Consider the following 22,400-nt stretch of genomic DNA (forward strand, 5'->3'; position numbering starts at 1 on the left):
ACCAGACCGACAGCCACGACGCCCGGCAGCCCGCCGGCGCGTAACAACTCAGCCTCCACCAAACCCGGCGCTTGACAGTCCTTCTTCACCGTCCACACCACCTGGTCGCCGCCGGCCGCGACGGCGGTCACATTGTCTTCTGGTGGATGGTCTTCTAACGGATGCGGAAGACCGGGCCGCGGGGGGTGAAGGGCAGGTTGGCGCCGGTGGGGATGAGGTAGGCGTGGGAGCGGCGGAGGCGTAGGACGTCGCACACGCCGTCGGTGATGACGAGGACGGGTGCGTCGGCGGGGAAGTCGGCGGCGCGGTCGAGGGCGCCCAGGCCGGGTTGGAGCCGGGTGCCGCCGCGGCCGCGGATCCTGACGCGGCCGGCGATGTCGGTGGGGGCGAGGTAGCCGGCGTCGTAGGCGGCGGCGTCGCAGAAGACGACGCGGGCGGCGGGGACGTCGCGGGCGGTGGCGTAGGAGGCGATCGCGCCCAGCGCCTTGCCGAGCAGTTCGGCGTTCATCGATCCGGAGGTGTCGAGGACGACGCCGAAGGTGCGGCGGACGACGGTCTCGTCGGCGTGCCGGTAGCCGGGGCGGGGGATGTCGGGGGTCGCGGCCTGGCGGCGCGAGGGGCGGGCGTAGGAGCGGGTCGCCTCGAGAGCGGGGAAGTGTTCGTCGAACCAGCGGGCGAGTGCCACGTCCCAGGGGATGGGCGGGTGTGCCAGCGCGCGGATCTCGGCGACCAGGCCGGTGGGTAGCAGTCCCCGGCCGGCGGACAGGTGGGCCGCGAGGCCGGAGGTCAGGGAGCGGCGCAGCAGCTCGTCGAGGTCGACGGCCCGGTCGGCCGGGGCGGGCCGGCCCGGCGCGGGGCCGACCATGTCTCCGCCGACGTCCTGGCCGATGCGATGCCCGCCGCTTCCGGCCGCGGCCGGGTGAACCGTCCGGCGCTGGCTGGCCGTGCGCCGGCCGGGGGCGGCGTGGGTGGTGGTGGCGTTGGTGGTGATGCCGCTGGCGGTGCGGCGCGCGTGGCCGCGCAGGGTGGTGAGTTTGCGGTAGCGGCGGGCTTCGACGGCGATCCGGTCGTAGACCGTCTCGGCGCTCAGGCCGGCGAGTTTCGGGTCGTGCAGCGTGCCGTCGGGGAGTTCGCCGACGGCCATCTCGACGAGCCAGCCGTTGATGACGAAGTCGCAGGCGAGATTCCACAGGTAGGGGTCCCGGCCGCCGGCGCGGGCTGGGTGCGCGAGCGCGGCGTGCAGCGCCTCGTGGGCGAGGACGAATCGCCATTCGGCGCCGGTCAGCTGCGCGAGTGGGTTGACGTAGACCTCGCCGGCCTCGACGGAGACCGCGGCGATCGCGATATCCCAGCCGTGGGCGAGTTCGGCGTCGGCGACCAGGGTGAGGGTGCAGAACACGGCACCGAGCAGCGGGTACGACGAGATGAACCAGCGGCGGGCGGCCTCCCAGGGGTGCATCGCGGCTGTGTCGGTGTCGAGGCTGGCGCGCCGCCCGCCGGCGACGTCGATCGCCGCGCCGACCGCCGCGGTGAGGCCGGCGGCGAACCGGGCGGTGAAGTCGGTCGGGGTGTGCCAGGCCGGGCCGGGTGGCGCGGCGCGCAGATCGGGCAGGTGCGCGGCGACGCCTTCGCCGCGCCACTGGTCAGGAACACCGGAGCGGCGCCATTGCCGGGCGAGGGACGCCTCGTCGGCCGGCGGGTAGTCACCGGCGGCGGGACCGGCCAGCGGGCCGGCCGGGCGGCGGCCGAGGCGCAGCGTGGTCAGGAACCGGTTGACCGCGACGTCGCAGGCGGCCAGATGCGCCACGTCCAGCGTGTCGCCTCCGGTGACGGCCGGGTCGGTGTGGGCGAAGCCGAGGTGCAGCAGCAGGTGGGCGAACACCCACGTCCACTCGTCCGGGTCGGCGAGCCGGGTCGGATGGGCGTGGATCTGCCCGTTCGACCAGACGACCGCCCAGCCGTCCGCCGGCACCAGCCCAACATCGGCGCGGTTGGGGGACGAGACGGCGAGCGGCCGGAACAGCGGGTGCCGGTCGAGACGGTGCCATCCTTCGGCGACGGCGGCCGCGGCCAGCCGGCCCCGGCTGGTCGCCGCCCCGCCGCGCCGGCCCGTGCTCCGGGCCATCAGGATGCCCGGGCCGCGACGAGGCGTGGCAGGTCGCGGACCGTCTCGGTGAGAAACCAGCTGGGCAGGACCGGATTGCCGTCGTCGTCGCCGGCGAGCACGAGCTGCGCGATCTCGGCGGAGATCTCGGCCAGTTCGACGAGCAGCGCCTTGGCCCGCACCGCGAGACGCACCGCGGTCGGCGGGGCGCCGACACGGCTGGCGGGCAGCTCCTTGACGAGGCGGGCACGCAGGCTCATCGCGAGGAAATGCAGCAGGTCGCCGTCACCGGGGCCCGCCGGCCAGCGCAGGTCGCCGGCGAGGATCGCGTCCAGGTCGTAGGCGTGTTCCCGGATCCGGACGAACGCCTGGAAGCTTGCCGCGTGCTCGGCCGAGACGCAGCCGTGGGCGAGCATGCCGACCTGCTCGTAGCTGATCCGCGGCCCCCAGGCATGCAACACGTCGGACAGGGCGTGCCACGAGCGTGGGGTCGAGAACGGCTGCTCGGTCTTCGGAGGCGCCACCCACAGGTGGTCCGGCCGGTTGCGGACGTAGTCGACGACGTGCGGGTGGATGCCGGCGCCGGCGGCCCAGCGCAGCCAGTCCGACGCGGAGGCGCGCAGATGGACGTGCACGAACCGGTTCGCCAGCGCCGAGCTCATCGGGTGCACGATCGCCTGGTCGGCCGCCCGGTTCCCCGCGGCGATGACCACCGACCCGGCGGGCAGTTCGTAGCCGCCGAGCCGGCGGTTGAGAACCAGGGAGTAGAACGCCTTCTGGACCTCGGTGCTCGACCCGTTGAGCTCGTCGAGGAACAGCACATAGGCGCTGTCACGGGCGATCATCTCCGGCGGGGCGAACCGTGACCGGTCCGTTCCGTCCGGGCCGGTCACGATCCGCGGCACGCCAATCAGGTCCTCCGGCGCGAGCTGGGTACCCAGCAGGGTCACACAGTCCATCCCGACCGCGGCGGCGAACTCCTCCACCAGGCTCGACTTCCCGATTCCCGGCGCGCCCCAGACATGCACCGGCCGCACCGTCGCCACCCGCAGCAACACCTCCGGCAACTGCGCCGGCGTGATCGTGACAACGGGCTGCAAACCAAACCTCCAAAAGGGCATGCGGCAGGAACGGGAAGGGCATTCACGAACGCGCCGGACTGACTGCCGGCGGTTCGGCCTCACCGGCCAATCGCGACGATATCGATCCAGGCCGATCAGATCACCCGGTTTTTCACGGCCGAGGCTGACCGTGCGCCCGGCCGCCGGGCGTCAGGGCGCCCAGGTCACCGCTCCGGGACGGTCTCGGGCGGACTGGCTGCCTCGCCGATACGGCGTCCAGCCGCGCATCGCGACCGCGCGGACACCTGAAGTGCGGCGCGGCACCAGGCTTCACCTACACGGCCGACGTGGCATGGATCCGACCGCACGCTGCCGAAATCGTGGCCAAAGTAGGCTGGCCCGCGAAGGAGGTGTTCTGGTGAAATTGGTGCGCCTGGCTGCTGGAGGCGCCGACAGGGTGCTCGCGGTTGTTCGTCTCGCGAGCGGGGAAGTGGTCGATGTCGTGTTCACCGTGACTAGCGCTTTTCTTTCCGGGTCGGACCCGAAACTCATCTCCGTGGCGAACCCGGAACCGTATGTCTTCGGCCGCGAGTCGATGTCCGCGCACGACGTCCATGTGATCGTCGCCGCCGTCCTGGCATTTGCCCACGTCGCGGCGGAGCCGGGTGTCGATACCCAGGGGGAGCGGGAGGAGAGCGGGCCCGACGCGGTGGGTGACCGATGACGGGCCAGGCTGACTGTGGTGCCGGCGCCCTGATGAGCACGCCACGGGACGTCCTCGGCTTGCTGCCTGCCGCGGATCGTCCGCGCGGAAAATATTCGAGGCGGATATCTGTCTCCACGGCGCGGAGCATCGCTCGACGTGACCTTGCCTGGCGAGCTGGGCGCCCGTCAGCCGGGCTCGGCGCCGCCCGCGTCGGCGTCGACTCCCGACGCCGGGGTACGGACAGGTATGTCCGGCGGCCCGCGGCGGGACGGAGGGCGAGGACCTGACGTCACCCGCTGGACGGCGGCGGGGCTACGAGGCTGCGCGGACACCGTGCGGCATGCGCGGGCTCATCGACGTCCCAGGAGTTGATCAGCGTATGGACGGCATCGCGGAAGTCGGGGTCACCGGTCTCGCGGTCATGGGCAGCAACCTGGCCCGTAACCTCGCCCGACACGGCCATCGGGTGGCGGTCCATAACCGGACTGCCGTACGTACCCGCGCGCTCGTCGACCAGTTCGGCGGCGAGGGGACGTTCCTGCCCGCCGAGTCGCCAGGTGACCTGGTCCGTTCCCTGGAACGCCCCCGCCGGCTGATCGTCATGGTCAAGGCCGGCGCCGCGACCGATGCCGTGATCGACGAGTTCGCCCCGCTTCTCGAGCCCGGCGACATGCTCGTCGACGGGGGCAACGCGCACTTCCTCGACACCCGTCGCCGGGAGGCGGCCCTGCGGGCGCGCGGCCTGCACTTCGTGGGCACCGGGATCTCCGGCGGCGAGGAAGGCGCGCTGCACGGGCCGAGCATCATGCCGGGCGGCTCGGATGAGTCGTACCAGGCGCTCGGCCCGCTGCTGGAAGACATCGCGGCCAAAGCCCCGGACGGCAGCCCGTGCTGCGCGCACCTCGGCCCCGACGGCGCCGGGCATTTCGTCAAGATGGTGCACAACGGCATCGAGTACGCGGACATGCAGCTCATCGCCGAGTCGTACGACCTGCTGCGGCACGTCGCGGGCCTTGAGCCGGCCGAGATCGCCGAGACCTTCCGCGCGTGGAACACCGGCCGGCTTGACTCCTACCTGATCGAGATCACCGCCGAGGTGCTGGCGCATACCGACGCGGCGACCGGCCGACCGTTCGTCGACGTCGTCGCCGACCAGGCCGAGCAGAAGGGCACCGGGCGCTGGACCGTGCAGACCGCGCTCGATCTCGGTGTACCGGTCTCGGGAATCGCGGAAGCCGTCTTGGCCCGCTCGATGTCGGGGCACCTGGACCTTCGCGCCGCGGCCCACGGTCTGGCCCGGCGCAAGCGGGCCACCCCGAGCCGGCAGAGCACGAGCGGGTTCGCCGACCAGGTCGAGCAGGCGCTCTACGCATCCAAGATCGTCGCCTACGCGCAAGGATGGAACATGCTCCAGGCGGGCGGCGCGGCCTACGACTGGAACATCGAACTCGGCACCGTCGCGGCGATCTGGCGCGGCGGGTGCATCATCCGCGCGGCTTTCCTCGACCGCATCCGGTCCGCCTACGAGCGCGACCCCGACCTGCCCATGCTCCTCACCGACCCGTCGTTCGCCGAGGAGCTCGACGGCGCACAGGACGACTGGCGGGCGGTCATCACGGAGGCCGTCGGTGCCGGCGTCCCCGTCCCGGGCTTCTCCGCGGCGCTCGCCTACCTGGACGGCCTGCGCGCCGACCGACTGCCCGCGGCACTGATCCAGGCGCAACGGGACTTCTTCGGCGCCCACACCTATCGGCGAACCGACCGCGACGGCGTATTTCACACGCTGTGGGCCGGGGACCGCTCACAGATCAACGCCAACTGACGGCCCGACCGCCCGGCCCTCATCGTGGCGCCGGCTCGGCGCGCGTCGCCAGGTTCGGCGACGACGTCGGCCACCCGAGCCGTTCGGCATGTCCCGCCGAATCTCGACCGGATTCTCCGGCAGTCGCTTCGCGGGGCCCGACGGCCAGCGACCTTTGTCGCCGGCCCGCCCCCCAGCCCCGCCCTGACCACCCGCGGCGTCGCGAACTGGAGATCGTCAGGAGAGGCCGGGAACGAGGAACTCCTCGACGAAGCGGCGGACCGATGAGGGGTCGTCGGCGTCGACCGCGTCGCCCGGCGTCGTCACCAGGGATATGACCACGCGGATGACCCATTCGGCCGCGCGCGCGATGTCGAGGTCGGCGCGTACCTCGCCGCGTTCGCGCGCCGCTTCGAGGTAGGGGTGCCAGAACACGGCCATGCCGGGAACGGCCTGACGCAGCCCGGCTCCCAGGACCGCGGCGCATGCATCTGGTTCGCTGACCCTGAGCCGCAGGACCAGCGCGTCGGGTTCCTGCCGCCGCGAGTAGCGGACCGCCTCGGCGACCTGGGCGGCCAGTCCTTCCTTCGCGGAGACGAGCGCGCGGGCACCGGCCCAGAACTGTTCGTCCTGCCGGATCAGGGCCGCGCCGAGCAGCGAGGCCTTGTCGGGGTAGTGGCGGTAGAGCCAGGCCCGTGACAGTCCGGCCTCGTCGGCCACCCGCACCATCGTCGTACGCCGGATCCCGACATCCCGCAGGCACCGGACCGCGGCGTCCAGGAAGAGGGTCCGCACCGAGGCCGGCGGGTCCGAGGCCGACGAGGCGGCGCTGATCATCGGATCACGAAGTCCTTGAGGTCGGGCGCGGCCGTCCAGGCCCAGTAGTCGACGACCCGCCAGGGGCTGACGCCGTGGATCTCGCCCTGGGAGTTCTTGAAGTAGGAGTGCCTGATCGACGGCTGCGACCACACCAGTGTCGCGATCTCCCGCTGGGTGCGCTCGTGCCAGTCGTCATAGCGTTCCTGGCGCGGCTCCATCGACACCCGGCCGCCGCTGATGAGCTCGTCGAGGCACCGCGAGATGTACCGCATCTGGCACTCGGAATGGAAGATCAGGCTCGCGCCGTGCGCGAGGTGCGTGCCAGGCCCGTACATCAGGAACAGGTTCGGGAATCCCGGCACGGTGATGCCGAGGTAGGCCGCCGGTCGCTCGCCCCAGAGCTCGCGCAGGTCGAGCCCGTCGCGGCCGGTGATCCGCATGGGCGCGAGCACCTCGGTCATCTGGAAGCCGGTGGCGAACACGAGAACGTCGGCGGGATGGCGCCGCCCGTCGACGGTCACGACGGCGTCCGTCTCGATGTGGTCGATGCCCGTCCGGACGAGCTCGACGTTGTCGCGGCGCAGCGTGCGTAACCAGCTGCCGTCGTCCTGCAGCGTGCGCTTGCCGGTCGCCGGGTAGTCCGGCACGACCTTCGCGATCAGCTCCTCGTCGCCACCGCACTGGCTGACGATCACGTCGGTGAACATCTGCCGGACGAACTCGTTGCGCGCGCTGATCGCGACCTGCTGGTCGGGATAGGCGGGATCGACGCGCGCGCCCTCCAGCCCGGTGTCACAGCCCGGCCACAGGATCAGGAAGCGGTACCAACGGCCGTAGAACGGCAGGTGCCGCAGCGCCCAGCGGACACCGGGACCGACCTTGGCGTGGTAGTTCGGGTTGGAGAACATCCACTGCGCGGTGCGCTGGAAGACGGTGAGCCGCGAGACGTCGGGCGCGATCGCCGGCGCGATCTGGAAGCCGCTGGCCCCGGCACCGATCATCGCCACCCGGCGGCCGGCCAGGTCGACGCCATGATCCCACCGCGCGGAGTGGAACGCGGGGCCGGTGAAGTCCTCGCGGCCGGGGATGTCCGGCATCTTCGGCCGGTTGAGCTGACCGACCGCCGAGATGACCGCGCGGGCGGTCAGGATGCTCTCGGTGCCGTCGTCTTCCCGGCAGCGGACCGACCACGTGCCGTCCTCGTCGTTCCAGTCGGCTCCGAGCACCTCGGTCCGCCATCGGACGTGCGGGGCGATGCCGCGCGAGTTCAGGACGTCTTCGAAGTAGCGCTGCAGCTCCGGCTGCTGGGCGAAGAACTCGGTCCAGTGGTCGCTCGGCTCGAAGCTGTAGCAGTAGAAGTGGTTGCCGACGTCGACCCGCGCGCCCGGGTAGGAGTTCTCCCACCATGTTCCGCCGACGCCGGCGTTCTTCTCGACGATGGTGAACGGGATGCCGGCTTCCTTCAGCCGGATGCCCGCGAGCAGACCGGACTGGCCGCAGCCGATGACCACGACGGGGAACCCGGCCCGGTCGGCCGGCGACGACCTCGGCGTGACCCGGCGGCCATCCGTGCCCGTCAGCTCCATCTCCTCGAGCAGCATCGGCACGTATTCCGGCGAGACCTCGCCGCAGACCAGCCACTCCATCATCTCGTGGACCTCGTCGCCGGAAAGCGGCCTCGGGTCCGGGCACCCGGCGTCGCGGTAGGCCCGGACGACCTCGAGCGCGAGCGCGCGGACCTCGGCCTTGTCCGGCTCGGACATGAAGCCCTGGACCTCGTTGAGGAACAGGCCCGCCGGCCTCAGCCGGCCGCGGATCAGCCCAAGATCCCCGGTCATGTGGACCATCGACATCATGAGGGTCGGGATGCTCACGTCGAGCAGCGCCGCGGCGATCTCGTCGTCGGAGGTGGTGAAGACCTCGCCAGCGTGACGATTGCGCATAAGGTATACAGTAGTGCACAGTATTTACATTGTGTCTACTGTCGCCAGTGGCGAGGGGGGACCGTGCGCCAGGTCCTTGTGGAGGGCGCCGCGAAGGTCCGGGTGGTCGCGGCGCCTGATCCCGTCGGGTCGCGGCGCGCCGGCGACCGCGTCAAGGCGCTGATGCGGCCGTGACCGGCGTGGTCGTCACCGGCGGCGCCTCGGGTATCGGCCGGGCCTGCGCGCAGGCGCTGATCGACGACGGCCGGTCCGTCGCGCTGTGGGACGTGAGCGAGTCGGTCACCGACGTCGCCGCCTCGTTGGGGATGAGCGCCGTCGTCGTGGACGTCACCGACGCGGCGGCGGTGGCGGCGGCGGTCGACGCGTCGGTGGCGGCGCTCGGGGGAGTCGACGGGCTGGTCCACGCGGCCGGGGTCGTGAGCGTCGACCCGATCGGCGCGCTGAGCGCCGAGCTGTGGGACAAGGTCCTCGACGTCAACCTGCGCGCCCATGCGCTGATCAGCCAGGCGCTCCTGCCGTCGCTGCGCGAAGCCGCCGGCGCCGCGATCGTCGGGATCAGCTCGATCGAGGGTCTCCAGGGCAACGGCGCGATTCCGGCCTACTGCGCGTCGAAGGCCGGCCTGCTCGGACTCACCCGCTCGATGGCCCACCAGCTCGCCGCCGACGGCATCCGGGTCAACGCCATCTGCCCGGGGTACATCGAGACTCCCATGATCGCCCCGGCGCTCGGCGTTCCCGACCTGCGGACGAAGTTCGAGAAGAGGTCCCCGCTCGGGCGGCTCGGCCAGCCGGCGGACGTCGCGAACGCCGCGGTCTTCCTGCTGGGCCCCAAGGCCGCGTTCATCACCGGCGCCTACCTGGTCGTCGATGGCGGCGCGACCGCGGTCGACCCCGTCTGACCGGCGCGCCGAGCGTCTCACCACGCAACCGCCGCGGGGGCGGGCGTGTCCTCGGCGTGCCCCTGCACCCACACGCGACGCGCCGCGCTCGTCGGCGCGCGTGACCGAGTGGGGGACCCCGCTGGCGACGTCTGCTCGACCCTTGACCACCTGCGCCGACTGGAGTGGTTCAGCTGGTCTCGCGGCGCACGAGGGTGGGTTTCGGCCGGGTGCGGGAAGCGGGCAGGGGGCGGCGGTCGATCCGGTGTAGCGCGAATTCGGCGAAACCGCGTCCAAGGGCGGCCGTGTCGATCCGGACGGTGGACAGCGCGGGCACGAACATCGTCGCGATCGGGGCGTCGTCGTGGCCGACCACGGCGAGATCCGCCGGCATCCGCAGGCCGGCGCGGACCGCGGCGCTGGCGACCGCGGCGGCGACGTCGTCGTTGACGGCGATGACGCCGGTGATGCCGGCGTCGAGCCATCGGCGCACCACGCGGTCGGCGGAGCCGTCGTGGTAGTCGATGTGCTGTAGGTCGAGCGCCGACAGGCCCAGGGAGCGGGCTCGGTCATGCGCGGCCTGGTGCCGCGCGGCGGCCAACGAGGCCATGCGTGGCTCGGGGAAGGCGGCGAACACCAGGTTGCGGTGGCCGCGTTCGTGCAGGTGGTCGACCTGGAGTTCCGGTCCGGCGCTGGTCGCCAGTGAGACGTCGGGGAGGTCCGGGCGGTTGGGTTCCGGGTAGATCTCCCTGACTCCGCAGGCGAGCATGGACGCGACGTCGGGTGGGCTGAACGGGACGGGACTGACCACGAGGTCGGGGCTGAGCGCTTCCCACAGTGGCCGGGCCGCCTGGGCTGGGTGGCTGGTGTAGGTCACCAGTGAGTACCCGGCCTTGTCCAGCGCGAGAGCGGCCTCGTCCAGGTAGTCGCGCAGCCGGTACTCCACCGGCCAGTCGGGCAGTACCAGCAGGATGATCCGGCTGCGTCCGCTGGCGAGGGCGCGCGCGGCGCTGTTCGGTCGGTAGCCGAGGTGTTCGGCGGCGCGTAGCACCCGTTCGCGGGTGTTCGCCGGGATGGTCTGGCCTGGGGTGTTGTTCAGGACGAACCCGACGGTCGCCCGCGACACTCCCGCTTCTCGGGCGACGTCCAGGGCGGTCACCCGCCGACCGGTGGTCGACTCCGGCACGGCCACCGCCTCGCCCTCCCGTCACATGGGTCCGAAACAAGCCGGACTTGTGCGCGCTAGTTGCTGATGCTAGCTTACCTCCCACGTCACTAGCGCCCGCTAGTGACGCCGGGCACGGGACGGGTCGTCCCGCTGGGCCCGCTTGTTCATGTCCCACGCCCGCCGCGGGCCCGCCTGCCATCGGCTGTCACCTCGGGTGACGGCCGAGCTTGGCCACGACCAGGAGAGCTCGATTGATCCGTAGATCGTTCAACGATGGCTGGTCGTACCGCCGCAAGCCCGACGCGTTCCAGGCCCTGCTCGGCCGGGCGAACGAGGGCTGGGAGCCGGTCCGGCTGCCGCATGACGCGATGGTGTGCCGTGAGCGGGACGGTTCCGATCCGGAGGCGGGCCACCGGGGCTACTTCCCGGCAGATGGCTACGAGTACGGGAAGACGTTCTTCGTGCCGGAGGAGTACCGGCAGCGTCGGGTCACGCTGGAGTTCGAGGGCGTCTACCGCCATGCCCGCGTCTACCTCAACGGGGACCTCGCGAGGCAGCGCGCCCATGGCTACTCCAACTTCTACGTGCGCGCCGATCATCTGCTGCGGTACGGCGTGGACAACGAGGTCCGGGTGGAGGCGCGCAGCCAGGACGACACCCGCTGGTACACCGGCGGTGGCATCTACCGTGGCGTGAGCATCGTCGTCGGCGGGCTGCTGCACGTGGCGCTCGACGGTGTGCGGATCACGACGCCGGTCATCGACGACGACGTGGCTGTCGTGGCCGTGGCGACCGAGATCCAGAACGAGTCGGCGGTGACTCGGACCGTCGAGGTGGCCACCGAGATCGTGGACGCCAACGGCGAGATCCTCGCCAGGGACGCCGCGCCGGTCACCGTGTTCCCCGGCGACGAGGCCGTCCTTCGCCAGCGGCTGGTCGTCGTCGAGCCCCGGCTGTGGGGCGTGGACCATCCCTACCTGCACACCTGCCGGACGTCGGTCACGGCCGACGGCGAACGGCTCGACGAGCAGACGACGCACTTCGGCATCCGCTCGATGACCGTCGATCCCCGCCGGGGCCTGCGGATCAACGGCGAGACGGTCAAGCTGCGCGGGGCCTGCATCCACCATGACAACGGCGTGCTCGGCGCGGCCACCATCGACCGGGCCGAGCGGCGTCGGGTGGAGATCCTCAAGCAGGCCGGCTTCAACGCGATCCGTAGCGCCCACAACCCGGTCAGCAAGGCGCTGCTCGACGCCTGCGACCAGCTCGGCATGCTCGTGATGGACGAGCTGTCCGACGTCTGGACCCGGTCGAAGTCCTCGCACGACTACGCCGACGATTTCGCCAGTTGGTGGGAGTCGGACGTGCGCGCGATGGTCGCCAAGGACTTCAACCATCCCTGCGTCGTCTTCTACTCCATCGGCAACGAGATTCCCGAGATCGGCGGCCCCGGCGGCGCCGTGCTCAGCCGCCGGCTCGCCGAGAAGGTCCGCGCACTCGACGACACACGGCTCGTCACCAACGCCGTCAACGGACTGTTCGCCGGCGGGCCGGAGCTGCTCGCTCCCCTCGCCGCTGGAAGCGCTCGGCTAGAGAACGCGGAGGCGGAGGACGGCGCGGCCGGCGCCCCGGCGGAGGCGGGTGGTGCCGAGAACCTTGATGTGAACGCGGCCATGACCCGTTTCCGCGAGTTCATGCCGCTCCTGATGACCTCGGAGCTGGTCACCGCGCGGACCGCGGAGGCGATGGCGTACCTGGATGTCGCCGGCTACAACTATCTCGACTCCCGGTACGAGCTGGACCGGACGCTGTTTCCCAACCGGGTGATTGTCGGCACCGAGACGTATCCCACCGACATCGACCGCAACTGGCGGCTCGTCCAGGACAGCAGCCATGTCATCGGTGACTTCACCTGGACCGGCTGGGACTACCTGGGAGAACCGGGAATCGGCCGGATCGAATACCAGAGCGATCCGGAGACGCTGGCCGCCACCATGCCGGGCTATCAGGGCCCCTTCCCCTGGCTGGCGGCGTGGTGCGGTGACATCGACATCACCGGCCACCGCCGACCGGCCTCCTACTACCGGGAGATCGTCTTCGGCTTGCGGAGCGAGCCCTACCTCGCTGTCCATCGCCCCGAGCGGTACGGCGAGCCGGTCCGGCTGGCGACGTGGTGGTCGTGGAGCGACTCCATCTCCAGCTGGAGCTGGGACGGCCACGAGGACAAGCCGATCCGGATCGACGTCTACTCGGCCGCGGACGAGGTCGAACTCCTGGTCAACGGCCGTTCGATCGCCAAGGCGCCAGCAGGCGAGAAGAACCGGTTCACCGCCGCCTTCGAGACCGTCTACGAGCCCGGCGAGCTCACCGCCGTCGCCTACACCGACGGGGCCGAGACCGGCCGGATGTCGCTGCGTTCCGCCACCGGCGAGGTTCGGCTGGACGCCACGGCCGACCGGACCCGGATCACGGCCGATGACCGCGACCTGGCCTTCGTGACCATCACCCTGGTCGACGCCGCCGGCAACCTGCACAACACCGCCGACCGCCGGGTGGCCGTCGAGCTGGCCGGGCCGGGTGCGCTGGCCGGCTTCGGCAGTGCGGACCCGCGGTCGACGGAGAACTTCTTCGACACCGCCCGGACGACCTTCGACGGGCGGGCCCTCGCCGTCATCCGCCCGACCGCGCCCGGCGCGATCACGGTGACCGTCACGGCCGACGGCTGCGCCCCGGTCACCGCCCGCGTCGAGGCGGTGCCGGCGGGCCAGGCGGAGGAACCGCGATGACCGACGTGCCCGCCGGCCGTCAGGTCCGATGCGCGGCTGGGAACCCAAGGAGCCACCCATGAGCAAGGACGCCGCGTCGAGTCCCGCGGACCGGGCGACCGAGCTGCTGCGGACGATGACGGTCGAGGAGAAGGCGCAGCAGGTCACCGGGGCGATGCCGATCGGGCTGCTCGGCGTGCACGGCCTGGTCGAGCCGGCCGCCGAGCGGCTGCTGGGGCAGGGGATCGGGCACCTGGCGCCGCTCGGGATGCCCGGCCACAAGACCCCCGACCAGGTGGCGAAGGGCGTCAACGAGATCCAGCGGTTCCTCGTCACCCGCACTCGGCTCGGCATTCCCGCGCTCTTCCATGTGGAGGCGCTCAACGGGGTGGTCTTGCCCGGGTTCACCAGCTTCCCGACGGCGATCGGGCTGGCCGCCACGTGGAATCCCGGCGGGGTCGAGGAGATGGCCGCGGTCCTGCGCCGCCAGGTCCGCGCGATCGGCCATCCGTTCGTCCTGTCCCCGGTCCTGGACGTCGCGCGGGACGCGCGCTGGGGCCGGGTGCACGAGACCTACGGGGAGGATCCCTACCTGGTCTCGGCGATGGGCGTCGCGTTCGTCCGCGGCCTGCAGGGCGACGACCCGCGCACGGGGGCGATCGCGACCGGCAAGCACTTCCTCGGCTACGGCGCGAGCGAGGCCGGCCAGAACATGGCCCGTACCAACCTCGGGGCGCGTGAGCTGTACGAGGTGTACGCACGGCCCTTCGAGGCGGCCATCGAGCTGGCCGGGCTGCGCGCGGTGATGAACTCCTACAGCACCGTCGACGGCATCCCGGTCGGCGCCAGCCGGGAGATCCTGACCGGCCTGTTGCGCGCGAAGCTCGGGTTCACCGGCACCGTCGTGTCCGACTACGACACGATCGGCCACCTGCACCGGCGGCTGCGCGTCGCCCGCGACGGCGAGGAGGCCGGCCGGCTGGCGCTGGCGGCCGGGATCGACGTCGAGCTGCCGGTCGCGGACGGCTACGGCGCGACGCTCGCGAGGGCGGTCCGCCGCGGCGCGGTTCCGGCCGAGCAACTGGACCAGGCCTGCTGGCGGGTGCTGCGGGACAAGTTCGCGCTGGGCCTGTTCGACGAGCCCTACGTGCCCGAGGACCCGGTGGTCATCGGCGCGACGGCGAGCGAGGGCGTCGAGCTGTCCCGCCGCCTCGCCCGGCAGTCGGTGACGCTGCTGAAGAACGAGGACGGTCTGCTGCCGCTGTCGGACGCCGTGCGGCGGATCGCGGTCCTCGGCCCGCACGCCGACGGCGTCACCGTCGCCTTCCCGGCCTACACCGCCCCGGCAATGGTGGAGATGGTCACCGCCCAGATCCGCGGCGAGCGGCGGGCCATCCCCGGCACCGAGCACCTGTCGATCGAGATCTCCGACGAGGCCCGCGCGCTGCTGGCCGAGGAGCTGCCCAGCGTCCTCGGCCAGCCGATGGATGACTACGTCCGCGAGAGGTACGGCGCGCGCTCCCTTGCCGACGCCGTCCGCGACCGGGTCCCCACCGCCGAGGTGACCGTGCGCGCGGGTTGCGGCGTGACCGACGCCGAGCCCGTGGACCTCGCGGCCGCGGTCGCGGCCGCCCGGGACGCCGACGTGGTGATCCTCGCCCTTGGCGGCCGCGGCGGCTGGTTCACGGCGAACGCCACGGAGGGGGAGGGCAGCGACACCGCCGACATCGACCTGCCGGCGAACCAGGTCGCGCTCGTCCAGGCGGTCGCCGCCACCGGCACCCCGTGCGTCGGCGTCGTCCTCACCGGCCGGCCGATGGCGCTGTCCGACATCGTCGACGACCTGCCGGCACTGCTGTACGGCTACTACGGCGGCCAGCACGCCGCCACCGCCCTGGCCGAAGCCCTGTTCGGCGACGTCAACCCCGGCGGCAGGCTGCCCGTCTCGATTCCGCGCCACTCCGGGCAGGTGCCGGTCTACTCCGGTCAGCCAACCGGCAGCGGCTATCGGCGGACCGGCCAGGACATGCACCAGGGCTACCTGGACATGGCCTCCACCCCGCTGTTCGCGTTCGGCCACGGCCTGAGCTACACGACCTTCGAGTACACCGACCTCGCGATCAGCCCGCCCGAGGTCGCCGCCGACGGGGCGGTGACCGTCGGGCTGACCGTGCGCAACACCGGTGAGCGTGCCGGTGACGAGGTCGTGCAGCTCTACTTCTGCGACCAGGCGACCGGGGTCACCCGGCCGGCGCGGGAGCTGGTCGGCTTCACCCGGCTCAGCCTCGCCCCCGGCGCGGCGGCGACCGTCGAGTTCTCCGTGGCGATGAGCCAGCTCGGCTACGTCGGCCTCGACGGGCGTTTCCTGCTGGAGCCCGGGCCCATCCAGGTCCTCGCGGGCGGCTCCTGCGACGACATCCGCCTGCGGGGCGCCTTCGAGGTCGTGGGCGACCCGGCGGTCGTAGCGGGCCGCCGCTCCTACCTGTCCAGCGTCACCGTCGGCGCCGCGGCTCCCGCGTCGCTGGCATCCCCCGGAAAGTAGGCCAACGGTGTCCGAGAAGGTCGAGTCCCGGTCCGAGCCCAGCGACCGGGCGCGCCCATGAGCGCCCCCACCAGTCCCGCGCCAGGCGCCGCGCCCTCGGCTGCCCAGTTAGCCGCGGGGCTGATCGACGCGGAGGCGGAGCGGCAGGAGCGGCAGGCGGCCGCGGGGCGTGAGGTGTTGTTCGCGGACGAGCTGCTGCCGGGGGTCGGCGGGGAGCAGTTGTCGCTGCGCGAGGGGCTGGCCGCGGGTGGTTCGCTGACGTTCCTGACGCTGGTGTTGTTGAACGCGTTGGACGAGCTGGAGTCGGCGGCCCTGACGGTGCTGGCGCCGGACATCCGGGACGCGTTCGGGCTGTCCGACGGGGCGATCGTGTTCATCTCGGCGGCGGCCGGCGCGTTCCTGGTGTTGGGCGCGCTGCCGATGGGCTGGCTCGCGGACCATCTCCGGCGTAGCCGGGTGATCGGCTGGGCCGGGGTGGCGTTCTCGGTGATGGTGCTGGCCTCGGGGCTGGCGGCGAGCGCGTTTCTGTTCTTCCTGGCCCGGTTCGGGGTCGGGGTGGCGAAGTCGAGCAACAACACGGTGCACGGCTCGCTGATCGCGGACGCCTATCCGATCGGGGTGCGGGGGCGGCTGTCGGCGTCGGTGTACGGGGCGGCCCGGGCCGCGGGCGCGCTGAGCCCGTTGCTGGTCGCGGGGATCGCGACCTGGGCGGGCGGGGAGAACGGTTGGCGTTGGCCGTTCCTGGTCCTCGGGCTGCCGGCGCTGTTCGTCGCGGTCGTCGCGTTCCGGCTGCCGGAGCCGGCGCGGGGTCAGCACGAGATGCGCTCGGTGCTGGGGGAGGTGGTCGAGGACGCGGAGCCGATGCCGATCTCGGTGGAGGCGGCGTTCGCCCGGCTGATGCGGATCCGCACGGTGAAGACGGCGATCATCGCGTTCTCGGCGCTGGGTTTCAGCCTGTTCACCACGGCCATCCTGGCGAATCTGTGGGCCGAGGACCACTACGGGATGTCGACGTTCCAGCGCGGCCTGATGGGCTCGCTCGGCGGCGCCGCCCTGGTCGTGGCGCTGCCGATCGTCGCGCCGCGCTATGACCGGCTCTACCACCGGGATCCCGAGCGGGCGGTGAAGCTGCTCGGGCTGTGCGTGCTGCCGGGCGCGGTGCTGCTGCCGGTGCAGTGGTTCATGCCGGGCTGGGTCGGGTTCATGCTGCTGAGCATTCCGGGCGCGGTGTTCGCGTCGGTCGCGTTCGCGATGGTCGGCCCGGTGGTGCAGTCCGTCGTCCCCTACCGGCTGCGCGGCCTGGGCATGGCGCTGGCCGCGGTCTACATGTTCTTCGTCGGCGCCACCGGCGGCGCGCTGCTGTCCGGCCTGCTCAGCAACGCCTACGACCCGCGGGTCGCGGTCCTGGTGATCGGGATCCCGGCGACGCTGGTCGGCGGGCTGATGATGATCCGCGGCGCGTCGTTCGTGCGGGGCGACCTGTCGCTGGTGGTCGCCGACCTGCGCGAGGAGCTCGCCGAGCGCGACCGGCAGCGGGCCGACCCGGACAACGTCCCGGTGCTGCAGGTCAACGGCGTCGACTTCTCCTACGGCAACGTGCAGGTGCTGTTCGACGTCGCGTTCGAGGTCCGCCGCGGCGAGACGCTGGCCCTGCTCGGGACGAACGGCGCTGGCAAGTCGACGATCCTGAAGGTCGTCTGCGGGCTCGGCACGCCGTCGCGAGGCGTCGTGCGGCTGAACGGCCGCACGATCACCTACGTCTCCCCGGAACAGCGCGGGAAGTACGGCGTGCACCTGCTGCCCGGCGGCAAGGGCGTGTTCCCGGACCTGACGATCCGGGAGAACCTCGAGATGGCGGCGTTCCGGATGCGTCGCGACCGGGCCGACCGCGATCGCCGGTTCGCCTACGTCCTCGGCCTGTTCGGTGACCTGGCTGACCGGCAGTCCCAGCTGGCCGGGTCGTTGTCCGGTGGGCAGCAGCAGATGCTGGCGCTGGCGATGGTGCTGTTGCACGACCCCGAGGTGCTGCTCATCGACGAGCTCTCGCTCGGGCTGTCCCCGGTCGTGGTGCAGGACCTGCTGGCGATCCTGGAGCGGCTCAAGGCCGACGGACTGACGATCGTCGTCGTCGAGCAGTCGCTGAACATCGCGCTGGCCATCGCCGACCGGGCCGTGTTCCTGGAGAAGGGCCAGGTCCGCTTCACCGGGCCCGCCCGCGAACTCGCCGAACGCGACGACCTCGCCCGCGCGGTCTTCCTCGGCCGGGAAGGCGGCTGAGAAGTCATGCAGATGCCCACCACCCAGCTGCTGTTCGACGGCGCGGTCACCGGCCTGGTCATCGGCCTGCTCGCGATCGGCATCGTGCTGGTGCACCGCTCGACCCGGGTCATCAACTTCGCCGTCGCGAACATGGGCCTCGTCGGCTCCGTCCTGTTCGCTTTGCTCGTCGTCCGCTGGAACGTTCCCTACTGGATCGCGCTGCCGATCGCGCTGCTGATCGGCGCGGTGTTCGGCGCGCTCGTCGACCTGACCGTGATCCGGCGGCTGTTCCAGGCGCCCCGGGTGATCCTCCTCGTCGCCACCATCGGCGTCGCCCAGCTCGCGCTCACCGTCGTCACCGCCCTGCCGAAGCTGGACGACTACCCGAACGAGTACTACCCGGTGCCCTGGGGCGGGACCTGGTCTCCGGTCGACAGCCTGCGGATCACCGGGGCGCAGCTGAGCGTCCTGGTCACCGTCCCGCTCGTCGCGGTCGTGCTCGGCCTGTTCCTGAGCCGCACCGTGCTCGGCCGCACGGTGCGCGCGTCGGCGAGCAACCCCGAGTTGGCACGGCTGCAGGGCATCAGCCCGAAGGTCGTCTCCACCGCGATGTGGGCCTTGGCCGGGCTGATCGGCACGCTCTGTCTGATCCTGATCTCGGCGCAGACCAAGTCGCTGAACCAGATCACCACCCTGGGCCCCACGACGCTGGTGCGGGCGCTCGCGGCGGCGGTGCTCGCCCGGATGGTGTCGCTGCGGATCGCGCTGCTCGCCGGCGTCGTCCTGGGCCTGCTGCAGTCGTTCATCCAGTTCAACTGGCTCGACCAGCCCGGCCTGACCGACCTCGTCATCTTCCTGCTGGTCCTGGCCGCGGTGTTCCTGGTCAGCCGTAGCCGCGACACCGAGGCCTCGTCGTTCTCGTTCGCTCCCAAGGCGGCGCCGATCCCCGAACGGCTGCGCGACCTGTGGTGGGTCCGCCAGCTCGAACGCGCCCCACTGCTCCTCCTGGGCGTGCTGGCCGTCGTGCTGCCGTTGCTGGTCACCCAGAGCTCGCGGCAACTGCTCTACACGATCATCCTCGGCTACGCGATCTGCGCGGTCTCGGTCACCATCCTCACCGGCTGGGCCGGGCAGCTCTCGCTTGGCCAGATGGCCTTCGCCGGCCTCGGCGCGCTCACCGCCGCGGCGCTGCACCGCGGGCTGCGGATCCCGGTCGGCGGCAGCACCCTCACGCTGAGCGCGCTGCCGTTCCCCGTGGCCGTCCTGATCGCCGGGCTGGTCACCGCGGCGCTGGCCGCACTGGTCGGCGCGGGGGCGCTGCGGGTGCGCGGGCTGCTGCTGGCGGTCAGTACCTTCGCGTTCGGGATCGCCGCCGAGCAGTACCTCTACCGCCGCGAGCTGTTCCAGGACGAGGGAGCCCGCACGGCCTCGTTCCCCCGCGACACCGCCTTCGGCATCGACATCACCAGCCAGCGTAACTACTACTACCTGGTCCTGGCGGTGCTGGCGGTCGTGCTGGTGGTGGTGGCCCGGCTGCGCCGCTCCGGTGTCGGCCGGACCACCGTCGGCGTCCGGGACAACCCGGCCACCGCCGCGGCCTACACCGTCGGCGCCACGAGGGTGAAGCTGCGCGCGTTCGCGCTCGCCGGCGGGATCGCCGGTCTCGGGGGCAGCCTGCTCGCCGGCGCCGTCCAGAACGTCCCCTACGCCGACAGGTACTTCCTGTCCGCCGACTCGCTCGCCCTCGTCTCGATCGTCGTCATAGGCGGCCTCGGCTCGGTGTACGGCCCGGTGCTCGGCGCCATCTGGGTCATCGGCCTGCCAGCGATCTTCCCCGGCAACGACATCGTCCCCCTGCTCACCTCCAGCCTCGGCCTGCTCATCCTGCTGCTCTACTTCCCCGGCGGCCTAGTCCAGATCGGCTACACCGCCCGCGACGCCCTGCTGCGCCTCGCCGACCGCCGGCTCGGCCCCGCTCCGGCCGGCAGACCGAAGGTGGCCGTGGCCAGGGCACTCACCCGGACGGTCGCCCGCGAGCCGCTCCCACCCGACCGCCCGGTCCTTGCGACCAGCGACGTCCGGGTCCGGTTCGGCGGCCTGTCCGCGGTCGACGGGGTGTCCCTGCGCGTCGAGCCGGGCGAGATCGTGGGCCTGATCGGCACCAACGGCGCCGGCAAGTCCACCCTCATGAACGCCATCGGCGGCTACGTCCCGGCCGCCGGCAGGGTCGAGCTCCTCGGCCGCGACGTCACCGGGGCGGGCCCCACCGCCCGCGCCACCGCCGGGCTGGGCCGCACGTTCCAGGCCGCGACCCTGTTCCCCGAGCTCACCGTCCGCCAGACCGTGCAGATCGCGCTGGAGGCGCGCGGCCGCACCGGGCTGCTGTCCACCGCCCTGCACCTGCCGCACACGTTGCGCGCCGAACGCGCGCAACGAGCCGCCGCCGACGACCTCATCGGATTCCTCGGCCTCGGCCGCTACGCCGACGCGTTCATCGCCGACCTGTCCACCGGTACCCGGCGCATCGTCGAGCTCGCGGGCCTGCTCGCCCTCGACGCCCGCCTGCTCTGCCTCGACGAGCCGACCGCGGGGGTCGCCCAACGGGAAACGGAGGCGTTCGGACCCCTCATCCAGGAAATCCGCCGCGAGCTCGACGCGGCCATGCTCGTCATCGAGCACGACATGCCGCTGATCATGGGAATTTCCGACCGGGTCTACTGCCTCGAAACCGGCCACGTCATCGCCGAAGGTATTCCGGGCTTCGTCCGTAACGACCCGAAGGTCATCGCCAGCTACCTCGGCACCGACGAACGCGCCATCAGCCGCAGCGGCAACGCACCCACCCCGGCGGAAAGCGACCGCGCGACCACCAGCTCGGCAGCGCCCGGATAGCCCGGCGCACCGCCCAGGCATCGCCGCGACAGCGGCCGTCCCCTTTTCGCATCCTGCAATCTTCCGGGAGCACAGTCAGATGACCTCGCAACGCCGCATCCGCAGATACAGTGCGTTACTCCTCGCGGCAACCACCGCGATTGCCGTCGCCGCGTGCAGCGTGGAGTCGAACGACGACAACAAGACACCGCCGGCGGGTACGCCCACCGCCGAGGCCTACCCGCCCCCGCCGGCCCCGGCGGAGGCACCTGGCGTCACCGCCGACAGCATCAAGATCGGTGTCGTCTACCCGGACCTGTCCGTCGTCAAGCAGTACGTCGACGTCGACCACGGCGACTACGAGGCCGTCTTCCAGGCCCTGATCGACAAGGTCAACGCGGATGGCGGGATCGCCGGCCGCAAGATCGTCCCGGTCTACGGCGCGGTCGACGTCATCTCGCCCACCGGAGCGCAGGAGACCTGCGTGCGGCTGACCGAGGACGAGAAGGTCTTCGCCGTGATCGGCAGCCTCAACGCCGAGGACGTGAACTGCTACGTGCAGACCCACAAGACGGTCGTCGTCGGCGGTGACCTGACCGCCGAGCGCTACAGCAAGGCGCAGGCGCCCTGGGTGTCCGACCAGCGGGGCGGCGACGAACTGCCCGAGGGCCTGGACCTGTTCATCGACGACGGCGTCCTGACCGGCAAGAAGCTCGCCGTAGTCGCCTACCGCGACGACCAGGCGACACTGGACAAGGTCGTCCTGCCCACTCTGCGGGACAAGAACATCCCGGTCACCGAGACGGGTGTCCTCGACGCCGATACCAGCGACCCGGCCGCGGTGTCGTCGCAGCTGAACGTCTTCATCCAGAAGTTCCAGTCCGCTGGCGTGGACACCGTGCTCCTGGTGGGCGGCTCGCAGGCCCAGTTCCCCGCCGAGCTCCAGAAGACCAGCTATCGTCCCCGCCTGCTGTTCGCGAGCAACAACACCGCCGGCTCCTACGTGTTCGGCGCCCGCGACGGCGACCTGAGCGTGCTCGAGGACTCGTTGGCGATCGGGCAGGCCGCCAACTACACCGACCCGGCGGTCAACACGTGCCTGTCCACGGTCGAAGCCGCGCTGCCCGAGACCAAGGGTAAGATCATCGACCCGGCGCTCACCCCCGCCAAGGAACCCGCGTGGGGCACCTCCGAGTCGGTGGCCTGCCGCTACCTGGCCCTGTTCCAGGCCATCGCCGAGAAGGCGGGCAAGGACCTCACCTACAAGTCCTTCCAGGACGCGTCCTTCTCCCTGGGCTCGTTCGACCTCCCGACTGCCACAGACGGCGCCACCTACAGCCGCCAGACGCCGAACGGCGCCATCCCGCCGCGCATCTTCGCGTGGGACGCGACGAAGAAGGGGTTCTTCGTCACGGCCGGCTGACCCATCGCTCATGCCGCGCGGGGGGGGGGGGCGGGGCGCGGGCGGGGGCCGCCGGCG

Annotated in this window: 13 protein-coding genes; 8 read left to right on the forward strand and 5 right to left on the reverse strand. The window is 71.8% G+C overall.

The features are described 5' to 3' along the window. Positions 1-154 precede the first annotated feature (154 nt). Both I6A81_RS18635 and I6A81_RS18640 read right to left on the reverse strand, forming a co-directional pair. Entirely contained in the window at positions 155-2,125 is a 1,971-nt protein-coding gene (locus I6A81_RS18635; protein WP_203000542.1) for a vWA domain-containing protein, read from the reverse strand. Further along, the gene (locus I6A81_RS18640) at positions 2,125-3,204 is read right to left on the reverse strand and encodes an AAA family ATPase (RefSeq protein WP_203000544.1); all 1,080 of its coding nucleotides are present in this window, start codon (positions 3,202-3,204) and stop codon (positions 2,125-2,127) included. The genes I6A81_RS18635 and I6A81_RS18640 overlap by 1 nt, the downstream gene beginning before the upstream one ends. Positions 3,205-3,517: 313 nt before the next feature. Here I6A81_RS18640 and I6A81_RS18645 point away from each other — a divergent pair, with 313 nt between their 5' ends. Then, positions 3,518-3,889, forward strand: coding sequence for a hypothetical protein (locus tag I6A81_RS18645; protein ID WP_203010252.1), 372 nt, complete (start codon positions 3,518-3,520; stop codon positions 3,887-3,889). A 361-nt stretch (positions 3,890-4,250) separates the two neighbouring features. Further along, entirely contained in the window at positions 4,251-5,693 is a 1,443-nt protein-coding gene (gene gndA, locus I6A81_RS18650) for an NADP-dependent phosphogluconate dehydrogenase (RefSeq protein ID WP_203000549.1), read from the forward strand. A 216-nt stretch (positions 5,694-5,909) separates the two neighbouring features. Here the strand turns inward: gndA and I6A81_RS18655 are convergent, their stop codons facing one another. Further along, on the reverse strand, positions 5,910-6,509 hold the full coding sequence (locus I6A81_RS18655) for a TetR/AcrR family transcriptional regulator (RefSeq protein WP_203000551.1): 600 nt from the start codon (positions 6,507-6,509) through the stop codon (positions 5,910-5,912). Then, positions 6,506-8,434, reverse strand: a complete 1,929-nt coding sequence (locus I6A81_RS18660) for a flavin-containing monooxygenase (protein WP_203000553.1) — start codon at positions 8,432-8,434, stop codon at positions 6,506-6,508. The genes I6A81_RS18655 and I6A81_RS18660 overlap by 4 nt, the downstream gene beginning before the upstream one ends. A gap of 170 nt (positions 8,435-8,604) precedes the next feature. On the opposite strand from I6A81_RS18660, the gene I6A81_RS18665 reads away from it, so the two are divergent. Then, positions 8,605-9,333, forward strand: a complete 729-nt coding sequence (locus I6A81_RS18665) for an SDR family NAD(P)-dependent oxidoreductase (protein ID WP_203000555.1) — start codon at positions 8,605-8,607, stop codon at positions 9,331-9,333. Positions 9,334-9,502: 169 nt separating this feature from the next. On the opposite strand, the gene I6A81_RS18670 is transcribed toward I6A81_RS18665, so the two are convergent. Then, positions 9,503-10,504, reverse strand: coding sequence for a LacI family DNA-binding transcriptional regulator (locus I6A81_RS18670; RefSeq protein ID WP_203000556.1), 1,002 nt, complete (start codon positions 10,502-10,504; stop codon positions 9,503-9,505). 227 nt (positions 10,505-10,731) lie between these two features. Here I6A81_RS18670 and I6A81_RS18675 point away from each other — a divergent pair, with 227 nt between their 5' ends. From I6A81_RS18675 to I6A81_RS18695, 5 genes are all read left to right on the forward strand, one after another. Beyond that, positions 10,732-13,269, forward strand: coding sequence for a glycoside hydrolase family 2 TIM barrel-domain containing protein (locus I6A81_RS18675; protein ID WP_203000557.1), 2,538 nt, complete (start codon positions 10,732-10,734; stop codon positions 13,267-13,269). Between the two features lie 58 nt (positions 13,270-13,327). Continuing rightward, the gene (locus I6A81_RS18680; RefSeq protein ID WP_203000558.1) at positions 13,328-15,790 is read left to right on the forward strand and encodes a glycoside hydrolase family 3 N-terminal domain-containing protein; all 2,463 of its coding nucleotides are present in this window, start codon (positions 13,328-13,330) and stop codon (positions 15,788-15,790) included. Positions 15,791-15,847: 57 nt separating this feature from the next. Further along, positions 15,848-18,067 carry an ATP-binding protein gene (locus tag I6A81_RS18685; protein WP_203000559.1) on the forward strand — a complete coding sequence of 740 codons (2,220 nt, stop codon included), beginning with the start codon at positions 15,848-15,850 and terminating at the stop codon, positions 18,065-18,067. Positions 18,068-18,073: 6 nt separating this feature from the next. Beyond that, positions 18,074-20,941 (forward strand): ABC transporter permease subunit, encoded by a 2,868-nt coding sequence (locus I6A81_RS18690; protein ID WP_203000561.1) that lies wholly within the window; start codon positions 18,074-18,076, stop codon positions 20,939-20,941. A 79-nt stretch (positions 20,942-21,020) separates the two neighbouring features. Then, a complete protein-coding gene (locus I6A81_RS18695; RefSeq protein WP_203000562.1) occupies positions 21,021-22,343 on the forward strand; it encodes an ABC transporter substrate-binding protein in 1,323 nt (440 codons plus the stop codon). Positions 22,344-22,400: the final 57 nt, after the last annotated feature.

The organism is Frankia nepalensis (assembly GCF_016786325.1).
GTDB lineage: Bacteria > Actinomycetota > Actinomycetes > Frankiales > Frankiaceae > Pseudofrankia > Pseudofrankia nepalensis.

What these genes read in the sequence shown, in the direction of transcription:
- I6A81_RS18635 (WP_203000542.1), bottom strand. Translation starts at nt 2,125, where the DNA reads ATGGCCCGGAGCACGGGCCGGCGCGGCGGGGCGGCGACCAGCCGGGGC.
- I6A81_RS18645 (WP_203010252.1), top strand. Translation starts at nt 3,518, where the DNA reads ATGGATCCGACCGCACGCTGCCGAAATCGTGGCCAAAGTAGGCTGGCC.
- gndA (WP_203000549.1), top strand. Translation starts at nt 4,251, where the DNA reads ATGGACGGCATCGCGGAAGTCGGGGTCACCGGTCTCGCGGTCATGGGC.
- I6A81_RS18655 (WP_203000551.1), bottom strand. Translation starts at nt 6,509, where the DNA reads ATGATCAGCGCCGCCTCGTCGGCCTCGGACCCGCCGGCCTCGGTGCGG.
- I6A81_RS18660 (WP_203000553.1), bottom strand. Translation starts at nt 8,434, where the DNA reads ATGCGCAATCGTCACGCTGGCGAGGTCTTCACCACCTCCGACGACGAG.
- I6A81_RS18680 (WP_203000558.1), top strand. Translation starts at nt 13,328, where the DNA reads ATGAGCAAGGACGCCGCGTCGAGTCCCGCGGACCGGGCGACCGAGCTG.
- I6A81_RS18685 (WP_203000559.1), top strand. Translation starts at nt 15,848, where the DNA reads ATGAGCGCCCCCACCAGTCCCGCGCCAGGCGCCGCGCCCTCGGCTGCC.
- I6A81_RS18690 (WP_203000561.1), top strand. Translation starts at nt 18,074, where the DNA reads ATGCAGATGCCCACCACCCAGCTGCTGTTCGACGGCGCGGTCACCGGC.
- I6A81_RS18695 (WP_203000562.1), top strand. Translation starts at nt 21,021, where the DNA reads ATGACCTCGCAACGCCGCATCCGCAGATACAGTGCGTTACTCCTCGCG.